This window comes from Aureimonas sp. Leaf454 (assembly GCF_001424685.1).
GTDB lineage: Bacteria > Pseudomonadota > Alphaproteobacteria > Rhizobiales > Rhizobiaceae > Plantimonas.
The window spans coordinates 1-21,321 of the sequence record NZ_LMQT01000006.1; the positions used below are offsets into that span (position 1 = coordinate 1).

13 protein-coding genes, 1 tRNA gene and 1 pseudogene are annotated in these 21,321 nt (G+C 65.3%); 10 read left to right on the forward strand and 5 right to left on the reverse strand.

From position 1 onward, the window contains the following. On the forward strand, positions 1-1,188 hold a 1,188-nt coding region (locus ASG43_RS07285), incomplete at its 5' end, for a response regulator (protein WP_056502473.1). 54 nt (positions 1,189-1,242) lie between these two features. On the opposite strand, the gene ASG43_RS07290 is transcribed toward ASG43_RS07285, so the two are convergent. Continuing rightward, positions 1,243-2,016: a Crp/Fnr family transcriptional regulator gene (locus ASG43_RS07290; protein WP_056502475.1), complete on the reverse strand. Its 774-nt coding sequence runs from the start codon at positions 2,014-2,016 to the stop codon at positions 1,243-1,245. 323 nt (positions 2,017-2,339) lie between these two features. On the opposite strand from ASG43_RS07290, the gene ASG43_RS07295 reads away from it, so the two are divergent. The 4 genes from ASG43_RS07295 (at position 2,340) to ASG43_RS07310 (ending at position 10,281) form a co-directional block, all read left to right on the forward strand. Next, positions 2,340-2,888, forward strand: a complete 549-nt coding sequence (locus ASG43_RS07295; RefSeq protein ID WP_056502478.1) for a GAF domain-containing protein — start codon at positions 2,340-2,342, stop codon at positions 2,886-2,888. 205 nt (positions 2,889-3,093) lie between these two features. Beyond that, entirely contained in the window at positions 3,094-4,770 is a 1,677-nt protein-coding gene (locus ASG43_RS07300; RefSeq protein ID WP_162244689.1) for a sensor histidine kinase, read from the forward strand. Between the two features lie 375 nt (positions 4,771-5,145). Further along, a complete protein-coding gene (locus ASG43_RS07305) occupies positions 5,146-8,217 on the forward strand; it encodes an EAL domain-containing protein (protein WP_082490723.1) in 3,072 nt (1,023 codons plus the stop codon). Between the two features lie 138 nt (positions 8,218-8,355). Continuing rightward, positions 8,356-10,281 carry a methyl-accepting chemotaxis protein gene (locus tag ASG43_RS07310; protein ID WP_244488011.1) on the forward strand — a complete coding sequence of 642 codons (1,926 nt, stop codon included), beginning with the start codon at positions 8,356-8,358 and terminating at the stop codon, positions 10,279-10,281. Positions 10,282-11,014: 733 nt separating this feature from the next. Here the strand turns inward: ASG43_RS07310 and ASG43_RS07320 are convergent. Continuing rightward, positions 11,015-12,748: a GGDEF domain-containing protein gene (locus ASG43_RS07320; RefSeq protein WP_082490724.1), complete on the reverse strand. Its 1,734-nt coding sequence runs from the start codon at positions 12,746-12,748 to the stop codon at positions 11,015-11,017. A 241-nt stretch (positions 12,749-12,989) separates the two neighbouring features. Between ASG43_RS07320 and ASG43_RS07325 the strand changes: the two are divergent. Next, positions 12,990-13,749: pseudogene (locus ASG43_RS07325) on the forward strand (EAL domain-containing protein). A 43-nt stretch (positions 13,750-13,792) separates the two neighbouring features. Here ASG43_RS07325 and ASG43_RS07330 read toward each other — a convergent pair. The 3 genes from ASG43_RS07330 to ASG43_RS07340 form a co-directional block, all read right to left on the reverse strand. Next, a complete protein-coding gene (locus ASG43_RS07330; RefSeq protein ID WP_082490725.1) occupies positions 13,793-14,641 on the reverse strand; it encodes a PAS domain-containing protein in 849 nt (282 codons plus the stop codon). A gap of 933 nt (positions 14,642-15,574) precedes the next feature. Continuing rightward, positions 15,575-15,651 (reverse strand) — tRNA-Arg (locus ASG43_RS07335). 341 nt (positions 15,652-15,992) lie between these two features. Next, on the reverse strand, positions 15,993-17,507 hold the full coding sequence (locus ASG43_RS07340; protein WP_244488012.1) for a HAMP domain-containing sensor histidine kinase: 1,515 nt from the start codon (positions 17,505-17,507) through the stop codon (positions 15,993-15,995). A 535-nt stretch (positions 17,508-18,042) separates the two neighbouring features. On the opposite strand from ASG43_RS07340, the gene rpmH reads away from it, so the two are divergent. From rpmH to yihA, 4 genes are all read left to right on the forward strand, one after another. Next, positions 18,043-18,177, forward strand: coding sequence for a 50S ribosomal protein L34 (rpmH, locus tag ASG43_RS07345; protein WP_056502505.1), 135 nt, complete (start codon positions 18,043-18,045; stop codon positions 18,175-18,177). Positions 18,178-18,195: 18 nt separating this feature from the next. Further along, positions 18,196-18,594 (forward strand): ribonuclease P protein component, encoded by a 399-nt coding sequence (gene rnpA / locus ASG43_RS07350; protein WP_056502507.1) that lies wholly within the window; start codon positions 18,196-18,198, stop codon positions 18,592-18,594. Positions 18,595-18,685: 91 nt separating this feature from the next. Beyond that, complete coding sequence (gene yidC / locus ASG43_RS07355; protein ID WP_056502599.1) at positions 18,686-20,512, forward strand: membrane protein insertase YidC; 1,827 nt, start codon at positions 18,686-18,688, stop codon at positions 20,510-20,512. Positions 20,513-20,623: 111 nt separating this feature from the next. Further along, positions 20,624-21,310 (forward strand): ribosome biogenesis GTP-binding protein YihA/YsxC, encoded by a 687-nt coding sequence (yihA, locus tag ASG43_RS07360; RefSeq protein ID WP_082490726.1) that lies wholly within the window; start codon positions 20,624-20,626, stop codon positions 21,308-21,310. Positions 21,311-21,321: the final 11 nt, after the last annotated feature.

The following is a 21,321-nucleotide window of genomic DNA, read 5'->3' on the forward strand; positions in this document are numbered from 1 at the left end:
GCTGACACCCTCGCGCTGCCCGACATGAACGGTCTTGACGAGGCGCTTGCTCGCGGCACGCCGGGGCTGGTCGTGACCGATCTCGACCTGCGTTGGGCGAGCGGGCTCGACATCCTCGACAAGGTGAAGGCGGCAACGCCCGACTGTCCCATCGTGATGTTCACCGGGTCAGGCAACGAGGAGGTGGCTGTCGAGGCGATGAAGCGTGGCCTCGACGACTACGTCGCTGACACCCTCGCGCTGCCCGACATGAACGGTCTTGACGAGGCGCTTGCTCGCGGCACGCCGGGGCTGGTCGTGACCGATCTCGACCTGCGTTGGGCGAGCGGGCTCGACATCCTCGACAAGGTGAAGGCGGCAACGCCCGACTGTCCCATCGTGATGTTCACCGGGTCAGGCAACGAGGAGGTGGCTGTCGAGGCGATGAAGCGTGGCCTCGACGACTACGTCGTGAAGTCACCCCGACAGATGCCGAGACTTCGCACCTCGATGCGACAGGCGGTGGAAAGAAGCGCCGCGCGTGTCGAGCTGCGGCGCCAGCAGGAGCTCGTGGCACGGCATGAACGCCAGCTCGAGGAGGAACTCGCACGCAAGACCATCATCCTTCGGGAACTGCATCACCGGGTGAAGAACAATCTCCAGAACGTGATGGCGATCCTGCGCATGCGGTCCAAGCGGGCGACCGTACCGGAAACGAAGGCGGAGCTTCAGGAGATGTCGCTGCGCTTGTCCGCGTTGGCACAGGTCCAGTCCCGGATCCTCGACGAGGACCAACTCGACCGGGTCGATTTCGCCGCTGTCCTCGAGGAGACGGCGTTGGCGTTGGAGCGCGTTTTCGGTGATGGCCGCGTTGCGCTGAGGCGGAACATCTCGCGCCCGTTCGTGCTGCCGGTCGCCCGGGCGATGCCCCTCGGCCTCATCTGCTACGAGGTTCTACTGAACGCCTTCAAGCACGCTTTTCCGGAAGGACGGTCCGGAAGCGTGGACGTCACCGTGAGCGGTGACGAGACGGGGCACACGATCCTTGTGTGGGATGACGGCGTCGGCTTCGAGGACGTGCCGGAGCGCCGTGGCATGGGAATGACCCTGATTCACACGCTTTCCGCCGAGGCACGCGTGCGCGTCGAGCACCACAGGGCAAACGGCGGAGGCAGCCTGACACTAATCGTCGTGGCCGACTTGGCCTGAACCCTAAGCTGAAGCGGAGAGCGCGTTTCAGCGACGGTGAGATTAGGGGTGGTCCTACGCCGTGGCAGGTTCTCCTGCGGGCTCAGGGTCGGGCTGGAACTTGGGCGACCACACCGGGTAGCCGATGAGGCGCTCATACTCGCGCTCGGGAAGCCCATAGCAACCGCCGGCGACCTCCTCAAGCAAGGTGCGGTCCCGCACCGTGATGCTCGCGCGGGAGGCGCGGACGGCTCCCATGCCCTCGAGGACATGGATCTGGTCGGTGACACCCGAGCGTCGCACACCCAGCATCAAGCTGAGGAACTCGTGCGTCAGCGGGAATTCGTCGCCGTCGACGCGGTCATGGTACATCAGCAGCCAGCGGGCGAGGCGGGCGTTGATCGTGTACTGCCCGTTGGCAAGGGCAGTCTGGGCGAGCTGGATCTCGTAGGCGTGGGCGAACCTCAGGAAGGACGCCAGCATCGACCAGTCGTCCTCCATCGCCTTCAGGAATAGGGGCGTGGGGATGCGCAAGGCCGATCCGGCCACCTGAACGAAGGTCCGGTTCGGCGTGCGGTCGGAGCCGTGCAGGACGTGCAGGCCGACCATGCCTTCCCAACCGATGTGGCCGACCTCGATCTGCCTTGTTCCGTCATGCGAGACCGCCACCATCGAAGCGAGACCGCTTTCCAGGAAATGGACGTAGCCGGTCGGGACGTCGGGTTCCACGAGGGTGTCCTTCACCTTCAGTTCCACGGGCTCCAGGTGCGGAGAGAGCCGTTCGAGCCTTGTCTGTGAAAGCGTGGAAAGAAGGACGTTGCGAACCGTGGATCCTGCTTGAAGCGACATGACCTTTTCTCGACCGGACCAAACCCTGCCCGTTTCGCTCACTGCGCGGGCGCGACTGCCTCGGCTATGTATCGAGGCTGCGGTGTTTTCCAGAGTCGCGCGCGGAGCGTACGGTTTCGACAATTCGGCAACCGCGGAAGCCCCTCGTTCCGTCCTGTCGCGAACGCCTCCTCCATCGATCTGATCGAACGTCCGCAAACTTGCCGGATCCGGGCAACTGCTCCCTAACCAACCGCCGAACATCCAAGCTCGAAGCTCCGGTCTCAGGGCAACTTTCCGCTCCTTGCAGCGTCTTGCTGGCGACCAACTTGTCGAGCCCGCCAATGACCCGCACTTCCTTCCCGATCCCGCACGACGAGACTGCTCGCCTCGAGGCACTCGCCGCGAGCGCGATCATGAACGCCGCTCCGGAGGCGGCCCTCGACATCATCGTCGACCTTGCTGCTCACCTGTTCGAGGTTCCGATCGCCTTGGTCTCCTTGGTCGGCAAGGACAAGCAGGTCTTCAAGGCGCGTGTCGGACTCGACGTCTGCGAGACTGGCCGCGACGTCTCCTTCTGCGCGCATGCGATCGTGCGCCGGGACGAGGTCCTCGTGGTTCCGGATGCTCGCCGGGATCGACGCTTCGCCGACAACCCTCTCGTCACCGGTGACCCATACGTCCGATTCTACGCGGGAGCGCCTCTGATCGGGTTTGCCGGGCAGCCGATCGGGACCCTCTGCGTCATCGACCGCAAGCCGCGGGCGGACCTCTCCAGCCACGAGCGCCTCACCCTGACGAAGCTCGCTCGCATGGCGGTCCTTCGCCTGAAGACACGCGAGGTCATTGACGCGAACAAGCTGCGGCTGGCACGGACGGGCGCGAGCATCTGACACCACGCGCTCAGGCCCGCTAGGGAAATTCGCTGGACCTCCAGCTTCTGCCCCTTGAATGCATTCTCGCCTACATATCTCCGTCTTCCTGACAAACTGTCCGGAAGGGAAGCGGGAGAATGGAAGCCTCGTTGTGCCAGGCGGCACGGGCAGCGCATGTTCCCTGCCACACGTGCCTCGACAACGGCGGGACCGGATCGGGACGATGAGCCTTCTCACCCGGATGCGTCCGATCCGTTGGCACCTGCTCGTCTTCGCGGTGCTGATCCTTCTGCCCCAGATCGTCCTCGGCGCGGCGCTCGGTAGCTGGTACTCCACCGCCGAGCGTCACCGTCTGGAGGATGCCGCCGGCACCGTGGCCGCGGCGGTGAGGAGCCAACTGGATCGCGAACTCGAGGCGATGAAGGCCACCCTACAGGCGCTTGCGACTTCGCCGAACGTAGAGGCCGGCGACTTCGAGGCGTTGCGTGCCCAATCCCTAGAGCTTTTGAAGTTCCGCGGTACGGCCATTGCCGCGCGGGACCGGTCCCACCAGCAGGTTATGAACACGTTCGCCGCCCCGGGCGCGAAGCTTCCCATCTCGACGGATCCCGCGCTGATCGCCGCAGACGAGCAGGTCTTTGCATCGGGCCTGCCGGCTGTGTCGGATCTTTATGTCGGCGCGGTCTCGCGCAAGCCGTTCGTGCTCGTGGACGTTCCCCTTCGCCGGGGCGGAGAGGTAAGGTACGCGCTCAATATGGCGATCAGCCCGGTGGCGATCCGCGACATGCTCCTGACTTCGGGCGTTCCCGATGGATGGACCGTGTCGGTGGTTGACCGGGCAGACAAGGTGATCGCCCGGTCCAAGGATCACGACACCTATGTGGGGCAGCGTGCTCCCGCCGCCTTCGTCGAGGCGCGGAAGGAGCGTTTCGGACGGATCGAGGGCGTCGTCGCCCTCGACGGGACGCGCGTCGTCACGGCCTATGACACGCTCGACACGAGCGGCTGGCGTGTCGCCGTCGGCGTGCCTGAGGCGGCTCTCGCCGCTCCGCTGCGCGCGATCCTCCTCACCCTCGCGGCCGTGTCTGCCGTTGCGCTCGCAAGCTCGGCGATCCTCGCGCACCTGTACTCCAGGCGTCTGGAAGGCGAGGTTCGCTCCCTCCAGACGGTTGCCACCAAGACCGGGCTGAACGGGCCCGTCGAGCGCAAGCGTGGCTCCGTCACGGAACTGGAAGCCATTGCCGACGCGTTGAGCGAGGCCGATGCGACGCTCAAGGAAAGGGATCGACAGAAGGACCTTCTTCATGCCGAGCTGAACCACCGCGTCCGCAACACGCTGTCGGTCCTGCGCTCGGTCGTGAACCAGACGATCCGGGGCGGCGGAAGCGGCGAGGCGCTTGCCGTGAAGACGGTCGGGCGGATCATGGCGCTGTCGCGCGCCCACGACCTCCTGTCCTCGGCGGAGTGGGCGCCGGTCGCACTGTCCGAACTGATCGCGAGGACCGCCGAACAGGAAGGGCTTGCGATCGGGCATGAGGGGGACGATGTCATGCTGCGGCCCGAAGCGGTTCCCCCGCTCGCGCAGGCGCTGCACGAGCTTGCGGTGAACGAGCGGCTGCACGGCGGCCGAGGCGCCCGAGGCGCCCGACACCTCACTATGCGGACCTGCTCCGAAGCGGGACGGCTCCGCTTCGAATGGGGCTCGTCGCCAACGGAGAACGTATCTCTATCGCCCCCCGGCTTCGGGCTGCGTCTCGTGCGCCTGTGTCTCGAGCGGCAGCTCTTCGGCACGATCGAGAGGCTGGACGGGAGCGGCATGACGGCCGTTCTGCCGCTGGAGTTCCTGGTGGCACAGGCCTCCGGCGAGGAGCCCTTCGCCGCTCGCTTCGACAAGAGCTGACGAGACCATCGGCAGCTACGTTCGCAACCTGTCGCTCATTCAATGAAGGCAAGGGCGACGGCTTTAGCCAGTCGCCCGGCTGCAAGGCGGCCGTCGGTCTTGGCTCGGATATTCTTTGCTACCCTACGGCTGTCGCCTGCGCGCGAGGTCGCCTGCCCTTGTGTCTCGGTCCTTCGGCAAGGGCGGAAGCTCCAGCATCCGGGGGCACCGCCCTTCCTTGTCGTTTAACTGAGCGGCACACGCGGTGCAGCGCATCGAGAATTGTCAAAATCGTACAAACTGTGGCCGCCGGTGGGGCGGTCCTTAAGCGATCAGTGACGCAACTAAGAGAGCCATAGGATCTGCCGGAAGTCCGTTCGGCGCGATCGGTGGGACATGGCGAACTTCAATGGATGCGTCGGACTGAACAGGCACGGTGCAGACCATGCGGTCTCCGAAGAAGACCGAATGCGGGCGCTCCGAGACCTGCGGATCCTCGGCACGGCGGCCACACCGGAGTTCGACCGCCTTTGCCGGATGGCACAGACGGTCTTCGGGACACCGATCTCGCTGGTCACGTTGATCAACGAGGAAGCGCAATGGTTCAAAGCCAAGTGCGGCTTGGACATCGACGGCACGGGCCGTGACGTCGCCTTCTGCGACCACGCGATCCGCAGTGACGATGTCCTCGTGATCCCGGACACCCTTCAGGACGAGCGCTTCGCCGACAACCCCTTCGTGACCGGCGAGCCGTTCATCCGCTTCTACGCGGGTGCGCCGCTCATCCTCGCCCCGGGGGTCCGTCTCGGCACCGTCTGCGTCGTCGACAGCAAGCCCCGAAGCGTGTCCGAAAAGGAAGTCGCGGTCCTGCGCCAGCTCGCCGACGCGGCCGTGTGCGAGCTTCGGCGTCACCGTGCGGAGATCGCCGCCCGCGAGGAGCGGCAGGCAGGCGAACGGGAGCTTTCCTCCCACCGTTTCCTTCTATCAAGGGCCGAAGCCGAGACCGCTTCCGGCAGTTGGCAGTTCGACCGCGAGACCGGGGTCCCGGTGTGGTCCGACGGCCTCTATCGCCTCCTCGGCCATGAACCCGACAGGACGACCCCGCCGATCGACCTGTTCCGAAGGCACGTCCATTCCGAGGACATGTCGATGCTTGACCATGCCCTGGAAGCATTGGCCGGAGACAAGCCGTTCGGCATCGAGCTGCGGATCGTCGACGCGAAGGGAGAGACACGCTGGCTGTCGAGTCGTGGCGAGCCCTTCCCGGACGCGGTCGACGGATCAATGAGGATGATCGGTGTCGTAAGGGACATCACTGACGCCAAGAAGGCCGAGGCGGCCCTTCGCGACAGCGAGGAGCACTACCGCAACGTGGTGGAGCTGAACCCGCGGATCCCATGGTCCGCCGATCCGGACGGCGCCATCCTTTCGGTGAGCGACCGCTGGTGCGAGCTGACGGGGTTCTCGAAAGAGCAAGCCCTCGGCCACGGCTGGCTCGAGGCGCTCCATCCCGACGACCTCCTCCCGACGGCCGAGATCTGGTCGCGTTGCCTCGAGACGAGGGAGCCCGTGGTTTGCGAGTACCGCTTTGTGCAGAGGGACGGCGGTTATCGTTGGTTCCGGGCCGAGGGCGCGCCGAAGCTATCACCCGACGGGCAGATCCTGCGCTGGTACGGGACGTGCGAGGACATCCACGAGCGCAAGCACGCCGAGGAAGCCCTCAAGGAAAGCGAGGCCTTCTCGGGGAGTGTCCTTGAGAGTAGCGCCGACTGCATCGCCGTGCTCGATCTCGAAGGCAACATCGTCTTCATGAACGAGCGTGGGCTTCGTGCCATGGGGATGCGCACCTCGGCCGACTCGTTGGGCCGTCACTGGACCTCACTCTGGCCGCGGGAGTATGCGCCGTTCCTCGCTGACGCGGTTCTTGTCGCCAAGGGCGGCTCGGGTTGCCGCTTCTCGACGCCGTACGCGCTGGAAGGGGAACGCGCGAAGTGGTGGGACGTCCACCTCGGCCCCATCCGGAAGGCGGACGGCAAGCCCGGCCGGCTCCTTGCCGTCGCCCGGGACGTGACGGAACAACGGCGCTCGCAGGCGCGCGTCGAGCACGCCGCACGACACGATCCCCTCACGGGCCTTTCGAACCGTCTCAAATTCAACGAGACGCTCGCGGAGACATTGTCGCGTGCGGACGGGACGGAGGTTGCGATCCACATCCTGGATCTCGACGACTTCAAGGAGGTCAACGACACGCTAGGCCATTCCGTCGGAGACGCGCTTCTCTGCGAGGTCGCCCATCGACTTTCGGACAAAACCGATGGTGCGGGGGTGCTTGCCCGTCTCGGGGGAGACGAGTTCGCGGTGATCCAGGCCGTCTCCGTCAGCGGCATACCGCCGATGAATCTTGCGGAGCTGCTCGTGGACTGCATGGCGGAGCCGTTCGACATCGCAGGCGACCAGATCCGCATCGGAGTCACCGTCGGCGTCGCAGTGGCTCGGCGGCAGGGGCGGAAGCCGGAGGACCTGCTCAAGGAGGCCGACATCGCGTTGCACCGGGCCAAGGCCGAAGGTGGCGCGACGGCACTGCTTTACGAACCTGAGATGCAGGCGGGGATCCATGCGCGCCAAGCCTTGAAGCGCGATCTCGCTTTGGCGCTCGATCGCGACGAGCTCAGCGTCGTGTACCAGCCGCTGCTGAGCCTGGGGAGCCAGCGCGTCTGCGGCTTCGAGGCGTTGCTTCGGTGGATGCATCCGGTTCGCGGTGCAGTTTCGCCCGCGGAGTTCATCCCCCTCGCAGAGGAGACGGGGCTAATCCTTCCGATCGGCGAATGGGTACTGGAACGAGCGTGCCAGGAAGCTTTTTCATGGCCGGCCGACGTCCGGGTGGCGGTCAACGTCTCTCCGGTCCAGTTCAGAAGCAGGGGACTTCCCCTGCGCGTTGCGGCGGTCCTTGCCGCAACGGGCTTGCCGGCGTCTCGGCTTGAACTGGAGATCACCGAGTCTGTCCTCCTACACGACAGCGAGGCGAACCTTGAGCTGCTCCACGCCTTGAAAGCTCTCGGCGTGCGCATCGCGCTCGACGACTTCGGAACCGGATACTCCTCGCTCGGCTACCTGCGCACGTTCCCGTTCGACAAGATCAAGATCGACCGCTCCTTTGTCGGCGACATCGGCGTATCGCACCATTCCGAGGCGATCATCGAGGCGGTGGGAAACCTTGGCCAGTCCCTGTCAATGGTCACGACGGCAGAGGGCGTGGAAACGCAAGAGCAGCTCGATTGGCTCGCGTCCCGCGGTTGGATGCAGGCCCAGGGCTATCTCGTCGGACGACCGACGACGCCTGACATGCTTGGTGCCTGGTTTGAAGGCAAGGCTTGGGACAAGACTCGGCCTTCCGCTTGGCAGCCGACGGCCCCTGCTCATGAACGGTCTTCGGTCATTTCGATACTGGCAAGCGGACGCGCGACCTAAAAATAGAGGACGGATGGCCTCGTGTTCGCTGCGAAGTCCCAGCTTTCGGAGGAAATGAGGTATCGGGAGTTATCGCTCAGTAAGCTTGACCAAGCTTACCATTTACCTTGTTTCCCGTCCTCTCCAAGGTGCGTCATGTTGAGCAAGTTCCGCATTGCGACAAAGGTCGCCTGTATCGCCATTGCCATCAGCCTGATCGGCATCGCCGCCTCGCTCTACGCCGCGAACGTCATCCGCAGTACCGATGCCGGCTACTCCGAGATGATGGAGAACCTCGACAAGTCGACGCTCGCCTTGGCACGCCTCAATCGCGTGACGAACACAATCGGTTACGGCGTCTATCGGACGATCACCTATAATGATGCGGCGGAGTCCGGCGCGGCAGCGAAGATGGCGGCTGATGCCATCGAGAAGGGCAAGCTTTACATCGACGAAGCCACAGAGCGTCTGCCGGATCGGAGGCAGAAGGTCGACGAGATCCATGCCGCTTTCGATGCGATCGCTGACGAGGCCACCAAGGCTGCTACCTTGGGCGCCGCGAACCAGAACGACGCCGCAACTGCCCTGATGCGGACCGTCGATCCGAAGATCGTCGAGCTTTCGAACAAGGTCACAGCCCTCAATGACGAAACCATCTCACGCGTCGCAGCGAGGTCATCCGAGCTGCGCGCGTCGGCGTCCCTAGCAACCTACACCCTGATCGGTGCAACTCTCCTGGGCGCCATCCTCGGTCTTGCCGCCGCCCTGTGGGTTTCCGCCAAGGGCATCACCGGCCCGCTCAGCGTTCTCCGAGACAAGATGGTGGAACTCGCTGGCGGCAAGCTCAACACTGACATCACGGGTCAGGACCGCGGCGACGAGGTCGGCGCGATGGCCAAAGCCGTGCAGATTTTCAAGGACGCAGCCGTCCAGAACAAGCGGCTCGAAGAAGCGGCGGCGGCGGCCGAGCGCTCACAGGCTCAGCAGCGTGACCGTCAGTCCGCCATCGACAGCGCCAAGGCGGAGGACCTGAAAGCCTTCGTGCACCTCGTCGAAGCGGGCTTCGACGCCCTGTCCGCGGGCGACCTCACCACCCGCATGGACAAGGCCGTGGCGCCGGAGTTTGAGCCGATCCGCGCCAAGTTCAACGCTTCCGTCTCGCAGCTCGAGACCACCATCGGATCGGTCATCGCCGCTGTCGGCACGATGCGCGTCGGGCTGAGCGAGATCACGGTCGCGGCTGGCGATCTCTCCCAGCGCACCGAGCAGCAGGCCGCAAGCCTGGAACAGACCGTCGCCGCCCTGTCGGAGGTGACCCGCGGCGTCAGCCAAACCGCCCAAAGTGCCGACGATGCCCGCGCCGCCGCCTTCCTGGCACAGAAGGAAGCTCAGAAGGGCGGCGAGGTCGTGACGCGCGCGGTCGCCGCCATGTCGGAGATCGAGGCCTCCTCGGCAAAGATCGGCCAGATCATCGGCGTCATTGATGAGATCGCCTTCCAGACCAACCTCCTCGCGTTGAACGCGGGCGTCGAGGCGGCGCGGGCCGGCGAGGCCGGGCGCGGCTTTGCCGTCGTCGCCCAAGAGGTGCGTGGGCTCGCCCAGCGCTCGGCGGAGGCTGCCAAGGAGATCAAGGGCCTGATCGCGACCTCGTCGGCCCAGGTCGAGCAGGGCGTGGAGCTCGTCTCCGCGTCCGGTCACAGCCTCGAGCAGATCGTCTCCCAGGTTGGCGGGGTGACACAGATCATCACCGACATGGCCCAGGCCGCCCGCGAACAGTCGCTGAGCCTGAAGGAGGTCTCGATGGCCGCCGACAACATGGACAAGGTTACGCAGCAGAACGCGGCCATGGTCGAGGAAACGACGGCGGCCGCACAATCCCTCTCGAGCGAGACCGAGCAGCTTGCGGGGCTCGTCGACAGCTTCCGTACGAGCGGTGCCGACAACAGTGCGACGAGGTCGAACCAGGTGCCGCGCAAAGCCATGGCAGCGGCCCACCGGCCCGTGACGCAGATGCGCTCGGTCGGACAAGGCGGCGCGGCCCGCAAACCTGCCGGGGCGGCCTCGGAGGACTGGGCCGACTTCTGATCGCCGGGAAGGCAGGCCGCTCAGATCCACGATCCGGCCCCGACCCATACCTTTCATCGTCCCGCATCGACGGTTCTCCCGGCAAAGCTGCCGGGAGAGCCGTTTTTGTATGTCAGGCTGACATGGCCAGGGCCTCGGTGAAGATCGGCGAGAACGGACGCGCCGATGCGGATGCCGTGGGCGGCGGGTCGTCGTCACGGTCATCCCGTCGCCGGACAAGCCTCAGCGCCAAGCCGGCGGCTGGTCCGAGCCCGTACCTCAGTCGCGGGGGCCTCTCGGGTTCAGCCCCTTCATCGGCAGCGTCGAGAGTCGCCATCGCACCGAGAATCTCGTCGATCGTCACGAAGGCGCCGCTGTTGATCCGGCGAAGCGCCGGCGCGTTCTCGACGGCATGTCGGTCCGAGGCCCAAGAGGCGAGAAGGACCCGCTTTTCGCTCTTTGTCATGGACCCGTCGGCCAGCACTTGGTCGGGATGGTTGAAGGTGACGGCCTGATCGCAAGGTCCGCCATGACCGCCGTCCTCTCGTGGCGGGACGTCAGCTCGGTTGGCCGTCGAATGTTTGGAATGGTCGATGCCGTTGTCTCGCATTGCCACATCCTCCAATGAGCAACATGGATACAAGGCGCCCGCTGGTGTTCGGTGCGCACGCCGGACCAATCCAGGTCCGGCAGGGTCGATTTGGAAAGCACATCCGCCGGCTTCAAGATGGGCGTCGAGCGAACTGCACGGTCGCTATTCGGCGGCCATCCGGAACGGGATCGTCTTGGCTTCGGCATCGTCCGGCTGCGCACGCCAGCCCGGACGCACCGGGGCGAGGGCGACCTGGTTTCGGCCGGCGTGCTTGGCCTTATAAAGCGCGGTGTCGGCTGCCTTGACGAGATCGACGCTGTTGGCGGACGTGCTCGGCACCGATGCAACGCCGAGCGAGGCCGAGACCTTGGCACCGTGCGCTCCCGACAAATCCTCGATCCGCTGGCGGATCTGCTCGGCCTTGATGCCGGCGTCGTCGAGGTCGCAATCGGGAAGGAAGACGATCAGCTCCTCGCCGCCATAGCGGCAGGCGACGTCCGTTTCGCGGAGCGTTCCGACCACCGCGGCCGCCGCCTCGCGCAGGACCGCGTCGCCCGTCGCATGACCGTGCTCGTCGTTGAGCCGCTTGAAGTGATCGAGGTCGATCATGATCACCGAGACCTTGCGTCCCTCGCGCTCGGCGAGGCGGACATATCGGTCGAGGCTGTCTTCCATGTAGCGACGGTTGTAGAGGCCCGTCAGCGGATCGCGGAGCGCCTGGCTGCGCAGCTTCTCGCGTAGCGCGATGTTGGACAGGGCCAGCGACATGGCATCCCCCATGGCGGAGCCCACTGGAAGAATGCTGGACAGTCGTTCTTCGGCGTGGGGTCCGTCTGCAAAGATCTGAAGCAGGCCGAGGTTCTCGCCGCGGGCCGCCATCGGGATCTCCAGCGCGGCGAAACCCGAGGCATGGTGCTCGCAGCACAGAGCCTTAGATCCGAGACGGTTGACGTGGTTCCTGCCTCGCTTCATGGCCCAGCACTGGCTCGACGTGATCGTCTCTGGAAGCGGCGGGACGTCGTCGCAGCCCCATGAGGTCGACAGGATCAGTCGATCCCTGGAGTTGTTGAACACGTAGAGAGCACCGCTGAATCCCTCGATCAGTTCGCCCGCGGTGGCTTTCAGGACCGCATTGGCATCATGGTAGTCGCTGGCGCTCTGGAGCATGTCTGTCATCGCGAAGAGGTGCCCGACCTGCGTCCGCGACGTCTCCATCTGCCGCGTGGCGTCCGCGCGTGCTTTGGCATCGCGAGATCCGGAACGGAAGGCGAAGATCATCAAGCCGCCGATCAGGAGCTGCGAGACCAGCACCAGCATCTTGCCGATCTCGATGCGCGTTTCGTGATGGGCAAAGTTGGAGTTCCAGTCGGCGAGGAAGGCATCAAACGCGTGGCGAAGTTCGCTGACGACGTTGGCGCTGTTCGTCGACTTCAGAATGGCCCGCGCCTCAGGCAAGCGTCCGGCCCGTGCGGCTTCCAATGTCGCCGTCCAGTTGGTCTCGAGCGACCTGATGAGGACAATGGCGGACGGGCTGGCCGTGTCCTTCTGCTTGAGGAATTGGTCCAGTTGTTTGAGGTGCGTCTCCTGCCGGCTGTGCAGGGCCTCAAAGGCTCGGCTGTAATCGCCGACGTCGCCCGGTGCCTCACCGATGGCTTTGTTGAGGACGTAGCCCTCCGCGTCCATCAGGGCTTCCTGCGCGATCCGCATCTGACGGCCGCCTTCGCGTAGGTCGAGCAGCGCCTGCTGATGGTGATTGGTGAAGAAGAAGCCGGACAGCACGATGGTGATCGAGGCGACCACGAGACCGATCTGTCCGAGGAGCCGATATCGCTCCATGAACCGGAACGGGTTCGATCCGACGAAGGGGGCTTCAGGTGCCTGTGGCGTCAGGGTCATGGCGCATCTCGGACGGAGGCAGATCCGTAGGCTCTGACCAAAGCACCGACGGTCCTCAAGTCGAGTGAAGGAATATGGTTTGCAAAGCGTAGCGGGGAAGTTGACTGCCTGCGCAGCCATGTTCAAGGCCAGCTTCTTCCACTTGAGGATCCGAGCCGATCTACTCCTCGACCCCTTGTTTTAAGGCTTCGGCAACCTCACCGTGTGACACTGCGGCGCCGCCCTGACCCGGGACCGAACGATGACTACCCCGTGCGAAAGCTGCCAGGGCGGCGTCAAACTCGACTTCGACTTCTCCATGGCGTTCCAGCCGATCTACGATGTCGCAAGCAAGCGTGTCTGCGATTATGAGGCGCTGATCCGCGGCATGGCAGGCGATGCTGTCCCAAGTGTCGGCCGAGCAGCGCTACCGCTTCGACCAGGCCTGCCGCGTGAAGGCCATCGAGCTCGCCTCGCGCCTGTTTCCGTCTGATGGCGACCTGAAGCTTTCTATCAACTTCATGCCCAACGCCGTGTACGAGCCGGCGGCATGCCTTCGCGCGACGCTGACCGCCGCCAACCGCTTCGGCTTTCCGAAGTCGGCGATCATGTTCGAGTTCACCGAGGACGAAGAGGTGTCCGACCCGATGCACCTCACGCGCATCATCACCGAGTACCGCAAGCACGGCTTCGTCACGGCGATCGACGACTTCGGGGCCGGACACGCGGGTCTCGGGCTCCTCGTCGAGTTCCAGCCCGACCTCATCAAGATCGACATGAAGATCGTGCGGGGCATCGACACGAGCCGCGCACGACAGGCAGTGGTGGCGGGCATCGTCGGGATCGCCAGGAGCCTCGACATCACCGTTCTCGCCGAGGGCATCGAGACGGAGGAGGAGTTCCTCATCCTGAAGGCCGCAGGCATCCGCCTCTTCCAGGGCTACTGGTTCGCCCGTCCGGCTTTCGAGGCGCTACCGTCGATCGGAACGGCTTCGGTTCTGGCGCTCCGCCTGACGGCTTGAAATAGCCGCTGGATACGTCCCGTCGCTCGAACGCTCCGCCAGACTACCTGTCGTCCCCGATGTCGAACACCAAGCCGATGTAGCCGAGGAACTCGCCGCTCGGTCCGAACCGCGGCTCAGCCCTATCGACCGCCCGGCGGTAGACGCCGTCGGCACGCCGAAGGCGATAGTCGATGCTGAAAGGCGCCTGGGCGGAGTTTGCGGTGAGGAACTCGGCGGTGGCCCGATCCTGATCGTCCGGATGGGTCGCCTTTGACCAGCCCAGACCCAGCGCCTCCTCCTCGACCTGACCGGTGAACTCGTACCAGCGGCGGTTCAGGTAGGTGCAATAGCCGTTCGGGTCGGTGACCCAGATCATCGCGGGGGCGTCGTTGGCCATCGACCGGAAGTCCTCGACGCCGGCCTTGAGGGATCTCTCGGCGAGGACCTGCCGTGTGGTCTCCGTGCAGGCGCAGAACATGCCGACGACTCGTTCCTCGTCGTCGAAGGCAGGCGAGTAGGAGAACGTGAAGTAGGTTTCCTCGTCCTGGCCATGACGGTTGATCGTCAGCGGCAGGTTCTCCACCCACGTCGCTTCGCCCCTGAGCGCGGCCTCGATGAACGGCAATATGTCCGGCCAGATCTCTGCCCATATGTCCTGGAAACGCTGCCCGAGCGCACTTGGGTGTTTCTCTCCGAGAAGCTCGGCGTAGGCGTTGTTGTAGAGGAAGCCGAGTTCGGAACCCCACGCGACGAACATCGGGAACTTGGAAGCAAGCATGAGCCTGACGGTGGACCTCAACGGCTGCGGCCAGTTCCGGGGAGATCCGAGCGACGACGACGTCCAGTCGTGGCGCCGCATGCGCTCGCTCATGGCACCGCCGCTACGTAGAAATGCCACGTCTTCCGTCATGCTGTTTGCCCTTGTCCATCCGCGGCGACACGAACGACACCGCCCGCCTTCCGCGCAGGACGATTAGCAGCAGGAGATCACTGACGCCACCGGCTCCCGGCAGCAGGCTGGAAGGGGCCTAGAACCCGGCTCGGCAGGCGGAGGCCGACATCCTTAGTGCAGTCATACCCGCAATCATCAGACCTAAAAAGCACACCTAGTGGGTGCTCGACCTTTTCTGACCGAGAAGGCTTCGACGACGAAGATTTCCATCGATCCACTGACGAGCGTCTTGTGGAAGCTAAAGGCCGCATTGGGTTGAAAGCGGCGAATTCGTTTGCTTTTTCCTCTCAAGATCGAGCAGGTCAAGAACGACAACTCGCCTGTCGTGCTGTTGCTGGACGAGCCGGGATTGATGCTCCACGGAAAGGCAAGCCGACCCCCTGAGCTTCTTCCGCGAGAGGCTCCAGCCGCACCACCAGATCGTCTACTCGACACACTCGCGCTTCATGGTTCCCGAGGACGACCGGGTTTCCGTCCACGTTGTGCAGGACCGGGTGGGCACGCCGGGCCGCGGCTTGGACCCCTGACAGCACGAAGGCACCTGCCGACGTCTTGAGCAACGACCGGACACCCTCGTCCCGCTTCGAGGCGCACTGGGACACGAGCAGGCAAGGATCACTTCCTACCAGACCGAACGAAGTGAGCTCAACTTTTGTGGTGATGGAGGCTAGGTCGAGGAGCTCATGCTGCGGCTCGGACCGACGCGGCAAGCGCTGTCGTCTGCCGTCTCGGGAAGAAATCCATCTAAACGTTCGAGGTCGGATTACGAATTCTATGCGTCGAACCGGTCGGCACTTTCCCGCAATTAAAGGTTTAGCGTTCCGCGCTCATGTGGCGACGCGTTCAACCTCAATGGCGAAACGTCAGTCTTGTCTGGCGAGATAGAGGAAGTGGTGCGCCCGAAGAGATTCGAACTCCTGACCCCCAGATTCGTAGTCTGGTGCTCTATCCAGCTGAGCTACGGGCGCACGGTGCCGGGCGACTGAGGTGTCTCAATCGGCGACGAGCGCTTGGTAGACCGGCGCGCGGGAGAATGCAAGGGCCGGCTGCCGGAAAATGCACGCGCCGGTCCGGCAGGTGAACGACGTCCGTTCGTGCGGGCGCGCGCCTGAGCCCTGATCATCCTGATTTCGCAGCAGGCGGTTGCGAGTCTTTCCCGAGCCTCAGGCGTCCGCGGAAAGGGTGCGGCGCATCGCGTCGGATCGGACCGGTTCATGTCGCGGCGAAGATGTGCGATGCGTGCCGGAGCGGACGGAAACGCGGCGAGGCTCCGGCGCGGCGGCGCATGGCGCCGTCTCGGTGAAGACCCTCAAGCAGCGCGGCCACCGGCGAGCGGCGGGGCTGGGGTCGGACGGCCGGTCGGTGAGGCCGGGCGCGGGGGCGGCAGCTGGATCTCGAAGCAGGCACCGGGGCGGCCCGTGTCCTTCAGCTCGATGCGGCCGCCATGGGCGTCGACGATCTCCGCGGCGATGGCGAGGCCGAGGCCCGTGCCGCCGGCGCGCGTCGAGCCGCGGAACGCCTTGAAAAGATGCTCGCGCGCCCGTTCGCCGAGGCCCGGCCCCGTATCCTCGATCGCGACGCTGACGCCGCCGTCCTCGCGCCGTTCGGCCGAAACGATCACGCGGCGCACGACCGCCTCGCTCGTCTCGCTTTCCAGCGCCTGGATCGCATTGCGCACGAGATTGGTGAGGGCGCGGTAGAACTGGTCGGGATCGACATCGACGTCGATCGAGGGGGGCACCTCGTTGCGAACCTCGATCGCGGGATCGCGTCCGAGCGACAGGACGTCCTCGACGTCGTCGACGAGCCGATGCAGCCGCACCTTTCGGCGAATCGGCTTGCTTTCCACCGCCCGGCCATAGGCGAGCACCGACTGGGTGTAGACGAGGGCCCGGTCGAGGCTCTTGATCAGCATCGGCGCGAAGCGCTGAACATGGGGATCGGGAAGGGTCGAAAGACGATCGGAGACGATCTGGGCGGAGGCGAGGATGTTGCGCAGGTCGTGATTGATCTTGGAGACGGCGAGGCCGAGATCGGCGAGATGGCGCTGTTCACGGAGCGTCTCGGCGAGCACGGTCTGCATGTCCGCGAGTTCCGATTCGGCAAGGCCGATCTCGTTGCGGCGACCGCTCGGCACGATGACGCGGTCGCCATCGGTCGGCTTCTGGCGAAACAGCATCATCGAATGCGTCATGCGGCGGATCGGGCGGATGAGGAGCCTGCTGATCGCGACGAACACGAGAATGGCTGCGAAGCTCGCGATGAGGACCGAAAGGACGAGGATGTTCCACGAATAGGCGATCATCGCGCGGCGGAGCTTCTTCTCCGCCATGACGACCTCCGCGCGCATGTCGCCGTCGCCGACATGGCCGACGATTCGCACGATCCGGTCCTCGCCGAAGGCCAGCGTGTCGAAGGCGCCGAGGATGAGCGGCCAGGGCGCGGTGTCGGCGAGCGAGACCTCGTGGTCGATCGTCGAGAGCTCCGGCGACTTGGCGAGAAGCTGCGACGTGCCGTTCATCGTGATGGCGACGAGCTTGGCGTCGAGGGCGTGCAGCAGCTTGGCCTGCGCGGCTTCGTCGAGAAGCGAGCCGCGTCCCGAACCTTCGGCCGACACGCCCGCGACCGCCGCCGATTCCAGGCGCCGGCTGAGCCAGTCCTCGCGGAAATTGGCGATCGAGGGTACGAAGATCAGCACTTCCGCGACCATCACCGCGAGCATGGTCAGCCAGAGGAGGCTCGTCGACAGGCTGCGCGTCACCGCGAAAGGGGCAGGGCGCGCCGCCTCGGTCGTCGTCTGCTGCTCCATGGCGCTTTGCTGCACGTCGCTTGTTCCCGTCCGCCGCCTGCCATTCGCGCCCGCTTCAGCTGTCGCGGCCCGCGACCGGACCGTCTTCGATCCCGTCGATGGGCCGGGACCTGCGGTTCGCTCCCGGGGCAGCCGCGGCGCGCCTCGCGTGGAAACGCAACTAGGTGACGCACCGGTGCTTTCCAATTCGGTCGAACCGCAGAATCATCGCTCGCGGGGACGATCGATCCCAAAAAGGCGCACCGCCGGGCCGCTTCCAAGGGAGCCAGCCCTTCGTCGAACCGGTGCGCGGGCGCCCGGCAACGGCCGGTTCCCTGCGGTGCCGGCGAGGCCGCCGGGCCGCCGACGGCGGCATCGCGCCCGAATCCCGCGGGATCGGACCGCCGGCTTGCCTCCCGCCCGAGATTGACTTTCCGGAGGGAGTGTATCAAGAGAGCCGCAAACCGGCGGACGGACGTTTCGCGTGGGGACCTGTCCCCGTGCAACCCGATCGCATCTGCATTCGACAACCGATCAAAGAGGCCTGTGCCGTGCGGTGCAGGGGAGACCGATGAAGCGCACCTATCAGCCGAGCAAGCTCGTCCGCAAACGCCGCCACGGCTTTCGCGCCCGCATGGAGACGACGGGCGGCCGCAAGGTGATCGCGTCGCGTCGCGCCAAGGGCCGCAAGCGCCTGTCGGCCTGATCGGCTTCGAGCGCCCGCTTGCACGCGGAGCGCCTCAAGACGCGCGCCGAATTTTTGGCGGCGCGACGGGGCCGTCGGCTGAACGGCCCTTTTTTCATGATCGAGGCGCTCGATCGCGGCGATGCGCGTGCCGCGCGCTTCGGCCTGACGATCACGAAGAAGGTCGGCAATGCCGTGGAGCGCAACCGCATCCGCCGGCGTCTGCGCGAAGCCATCCGGACGACGTGTCGGGATGACATGATTCCGGGCTTCGACTATGTGATCGTCGCGCGAAGGGATCTGCTCGAAGCCCCGTTCGACGTGGTCACGAGCGAGTTGTCGCGGCGTTTCTCGCGCGTGCGGGCGGCCATGCCGGTCCGATCTCAGCCATCGGCCCGTTCTGCGCAGCCGGTCGGCAGTCGGGTCGAGATTCAGTGACAGTGTGGGAGCGTCCTTCGAGCGTCCGAACGGACGCGTGGCGCTCCGGGCCAAGGCGCGCCGCCGCCCCGGTCCCATCGAGGACGACGTGATGCAGAACAACCGCAACTTCTTGATTGCGATGGCCCTGTCGATCCTGGTGCTGGTGGGATGGCAGTTCCTCGTCGTCTCGCCGCGCATGGAGGCGCAGCGCCAGGCCGAGGCCGCGCGCCAGGCGACGATCGGCCAGACGCCGCAGAATCCGGGCTCGCTCCAGACGCCGCAGACGCCCGCCGGCACGCCGCAGGACAACATCGTCGCGCCGGCCGGACGCGAGAGCGTGGTGCCGGGGGGCGTGGTCGCGAACCGCGACGAAGCGCTCGCCGCCAGCACGCAGCGTGTTCCGATCGACACGCCGACCCTGTCGGGCTCGATCAACCTTCGCGGCGCCCGCCTCGACGACCTGCGCCTGAAGCGCTACCACGACACGGTCGACGACGCCTCGCCGACGATCGTGCTCCTGTCGCCGGAAGCCGCGCCCGACGCCTATTACGCCGAATTCGGCTATCGCGGCCAGAATGTCGGCACGCTGCCGGGTTCCTCGACGGTCTGGCAGGCCGAGGGATCGCAGACGCTGACGCCGGCGACGCCGGTGACGCTCACCTTCACGAACGAGTCGAACGTCACCTTCCGCCGGCAGATCGCGATCGACCCCGACTATATGTTCACCGTGACCGATACGGTCGAGAACACCGGGACGGCGCCGATTTCCGTCAGCCCCTATGGCCAGGTCGTGCGCTTCACCAAGCCGCAGGTCGCGTCGGCCTGGGTGGTCTTCGAGGGTCTTCTCGGCGTGTTCGGCGATGCCGGCGTCAGTGAGGCGACCTACGCGCATATCGAGGACGAGGGCAACATCCGCCCGGCGCCCGCGACCAGCGGCTGGCTCGGCATCACCGACAAGTACTGGGCGACCGCGCTCGTCCCCGAGAACGGCCGCTCGTTCCAGTCGGAGTTCCAGTTCAACACGGCGGGACGTCCGAGCTATCACGCCGCCTATCTCGGCGATCCCGTGACCGTCGCGCCCGGCGCGACCGGCACCGTCGTCTCGCGCACCTTCGCGGGTCCCAAGGTCGTGGATCTCGTCGACCACTACGAGACCGACGGACAGGTGCTGAAGTTCGGACAGTTGATCGACTGGGGCTGGTTCTTCTTCATCACCCGGCCGATGTTCCACTTCATCGACTTCATCTACAATTTCACGGGCAATTTCGGCGTCGCCATCCTCGTCGTCACGGTCGCCCTGAAGCTCCTCTTCTTCCCGCTCGCCTCGAAGTCCTACAAGTCGATGGCGAAGATGAAGGACATGCAGCCGAAGATTCTCGAAGTCCGCGAGCGCTATGCGGACGACAAGATGAAGCAGCAGCAGGCGATGATGGAGATCTACAAGACCGAGAAGATCAATCCGGCGGCTGGTTGCTGGCCCGTGTTGGTGCAGATCCCGGTCTTCTTCGCGCTCTACAAGGTTCTGTACGTCACGATCGAGATGCGGCACGCGCCCTTCTTCGGCTGGATCCAGGACCTTGCGGCGCCCGACCCGACGAGCATCTTCAACCTGTTCGGCCTGCTTCCCTACAGCGTTCCGCATGCGCTGATGATCGGCGTGTTCCCGCTCCTGATGGGCATCACGATGTTCATCCAGATGAAGCTCAATCCGACGCCGCCGGATCCGACGCAGAAGATGATCTTCACCTGGATGCCGGTGATCTTCACCTTCATGCTGTCCTCGTTTCCCGCCGGCCTCGTCATCTACTGGACGTGGAACAACACGCTCTCGATCATCCAGCAGTCGGTGATCATGAAGCGCAACGGGACGAAGATCGAACTGTTCGACAACATCCGCGACACGTTCCGTCGCGAGAAGAAGGAAACCGGCGCCTGAGGGCGCCGGCCTCGCCGTCCCGACAAGTGACCGGCGCCATCAGGCGCCGGTCGCAGACGCGATCTTCGGGGCCATCCGGGGCGCGGACCTCGTAGATTTGGAGGCCGCCCGATGAGCGACCCGACGAACCCGACCGCATCGACCGCCGGCGCTCCGGTGCCCGACGACACGCGCCTCTTCTTCGCTCGTCCCTGGGTGTTCATCCGGGGCGTGCCGGAGATGAAGTTCCTGCCGCCGGAGGGGCCGCCGGAAATCGCCTTCGCGGGGCGCTCCAATGTTGGCAAATCCTCGCTGATCAACGCGCTGCTCGGACAGAAGGGCCTCGCGCGCACCTCCAACACGCCGGGGCGGACCCAGGAGCTCAACTATTTCGTGCCCGGCGGCTTCTCGGGCGAGGGCGCGGACCTGCCGCCGATCGCCCTCGTCGACATGCCGGGCTACGGCTATGCGCAGGCCCCCAAGGAGCAGGTCGACGCCTGGACGCGGCTCGTCTTCGACTACCTGCGCGGCCGTTCCACGCTGAAGCGCGTTTTCGTCCTGGTCGATTCCCGGCACGGTCTCAAGACGAACGACCTCGACGTCCTCGCCCTGCTCGACAAGGCGGCGGTCTCCTACCAGATCGTCCTCACCAAGACCGACAAGATCAAGGATCTCGCGGTGCCGAAATTGATCGAGGCGACCCGCGCGGCCATCGCCAAGCGTCCCGCCGCCTTTCCCGAACTGATCGCGACCTCGTCGGAGAAGTTCCTCGGGCTCGCCGACCTCCAGTCCGTCATCGCAAGCTTCGCGGAACGCTGACGCCCCGCCGA

Excerpts from the sequence above, each read along its gene's own strand:
- ASG43_RS07290 (WP_056502475.1), bottom strand. The coding sequence starts at position 2,016 with ATGTCGCTTCAAGCAGGATCCACGGTTCGCAACGTCCTTCTTTCCACG.
- ASG43_RS07295 (WP_056502478.1), top strand. The coding sequence starts at position 2,340 with ATGACCCGCACTTCCTTCCCGATCCCGCACGACGAGACTGCTCGCCTC.
- ASG43_RS07300 (WP_162244689.1), top strand. The coding sequence starts at position 3,094 with ATGAGCCTTCTCACCCGGATGCGTCCGATCCGTTGGCACCTGCTCGTC.
- ASG43_RS07305 (WP_082490723.1), top strand. The coding sequence starts at position 5,146 with ATGGCGAACTTCAATGGATGCGTCGGACTGAACAGGCACGGTGCAGAC.
- ASG43_RS07320 (WP_082490724.1), bottom strand. The coding sequence starts at position 12,748 with ATGACCCTGACGCCACAGGCACCTGAAGCCCCCTTCGTCGGATCGAAC.
- ASG43_RS07330 (WP_082490725.1), bottom strand. The coding sequence starts at position 14,641 with ATGACGGAAGACGTGGCATTTCTACGTAGCGGCGGTGCCATGAGCGAG.
- rpmH (WP_056502505.1), top strand. The coding sequence starts at position 18,043 with ATGAAGCGCACCTATCAGCCGAGCAAGCTCGTCCGCAAACGCCGCCAC.
- yidC (WP_056502599.1), top strand. The coding sequence starts at position 18,686 with ATGCAGAACAACCGCAACTTCTTGATTGCGATGGCCCTGTCGATCCTG.
- yihA (WP_082490726.1), top strand. The coding sequence starts at position 20,624 with ATGAGCGACCCGACGAACCCGACCGCATCGACCGCCGGCGCTCCGGTG.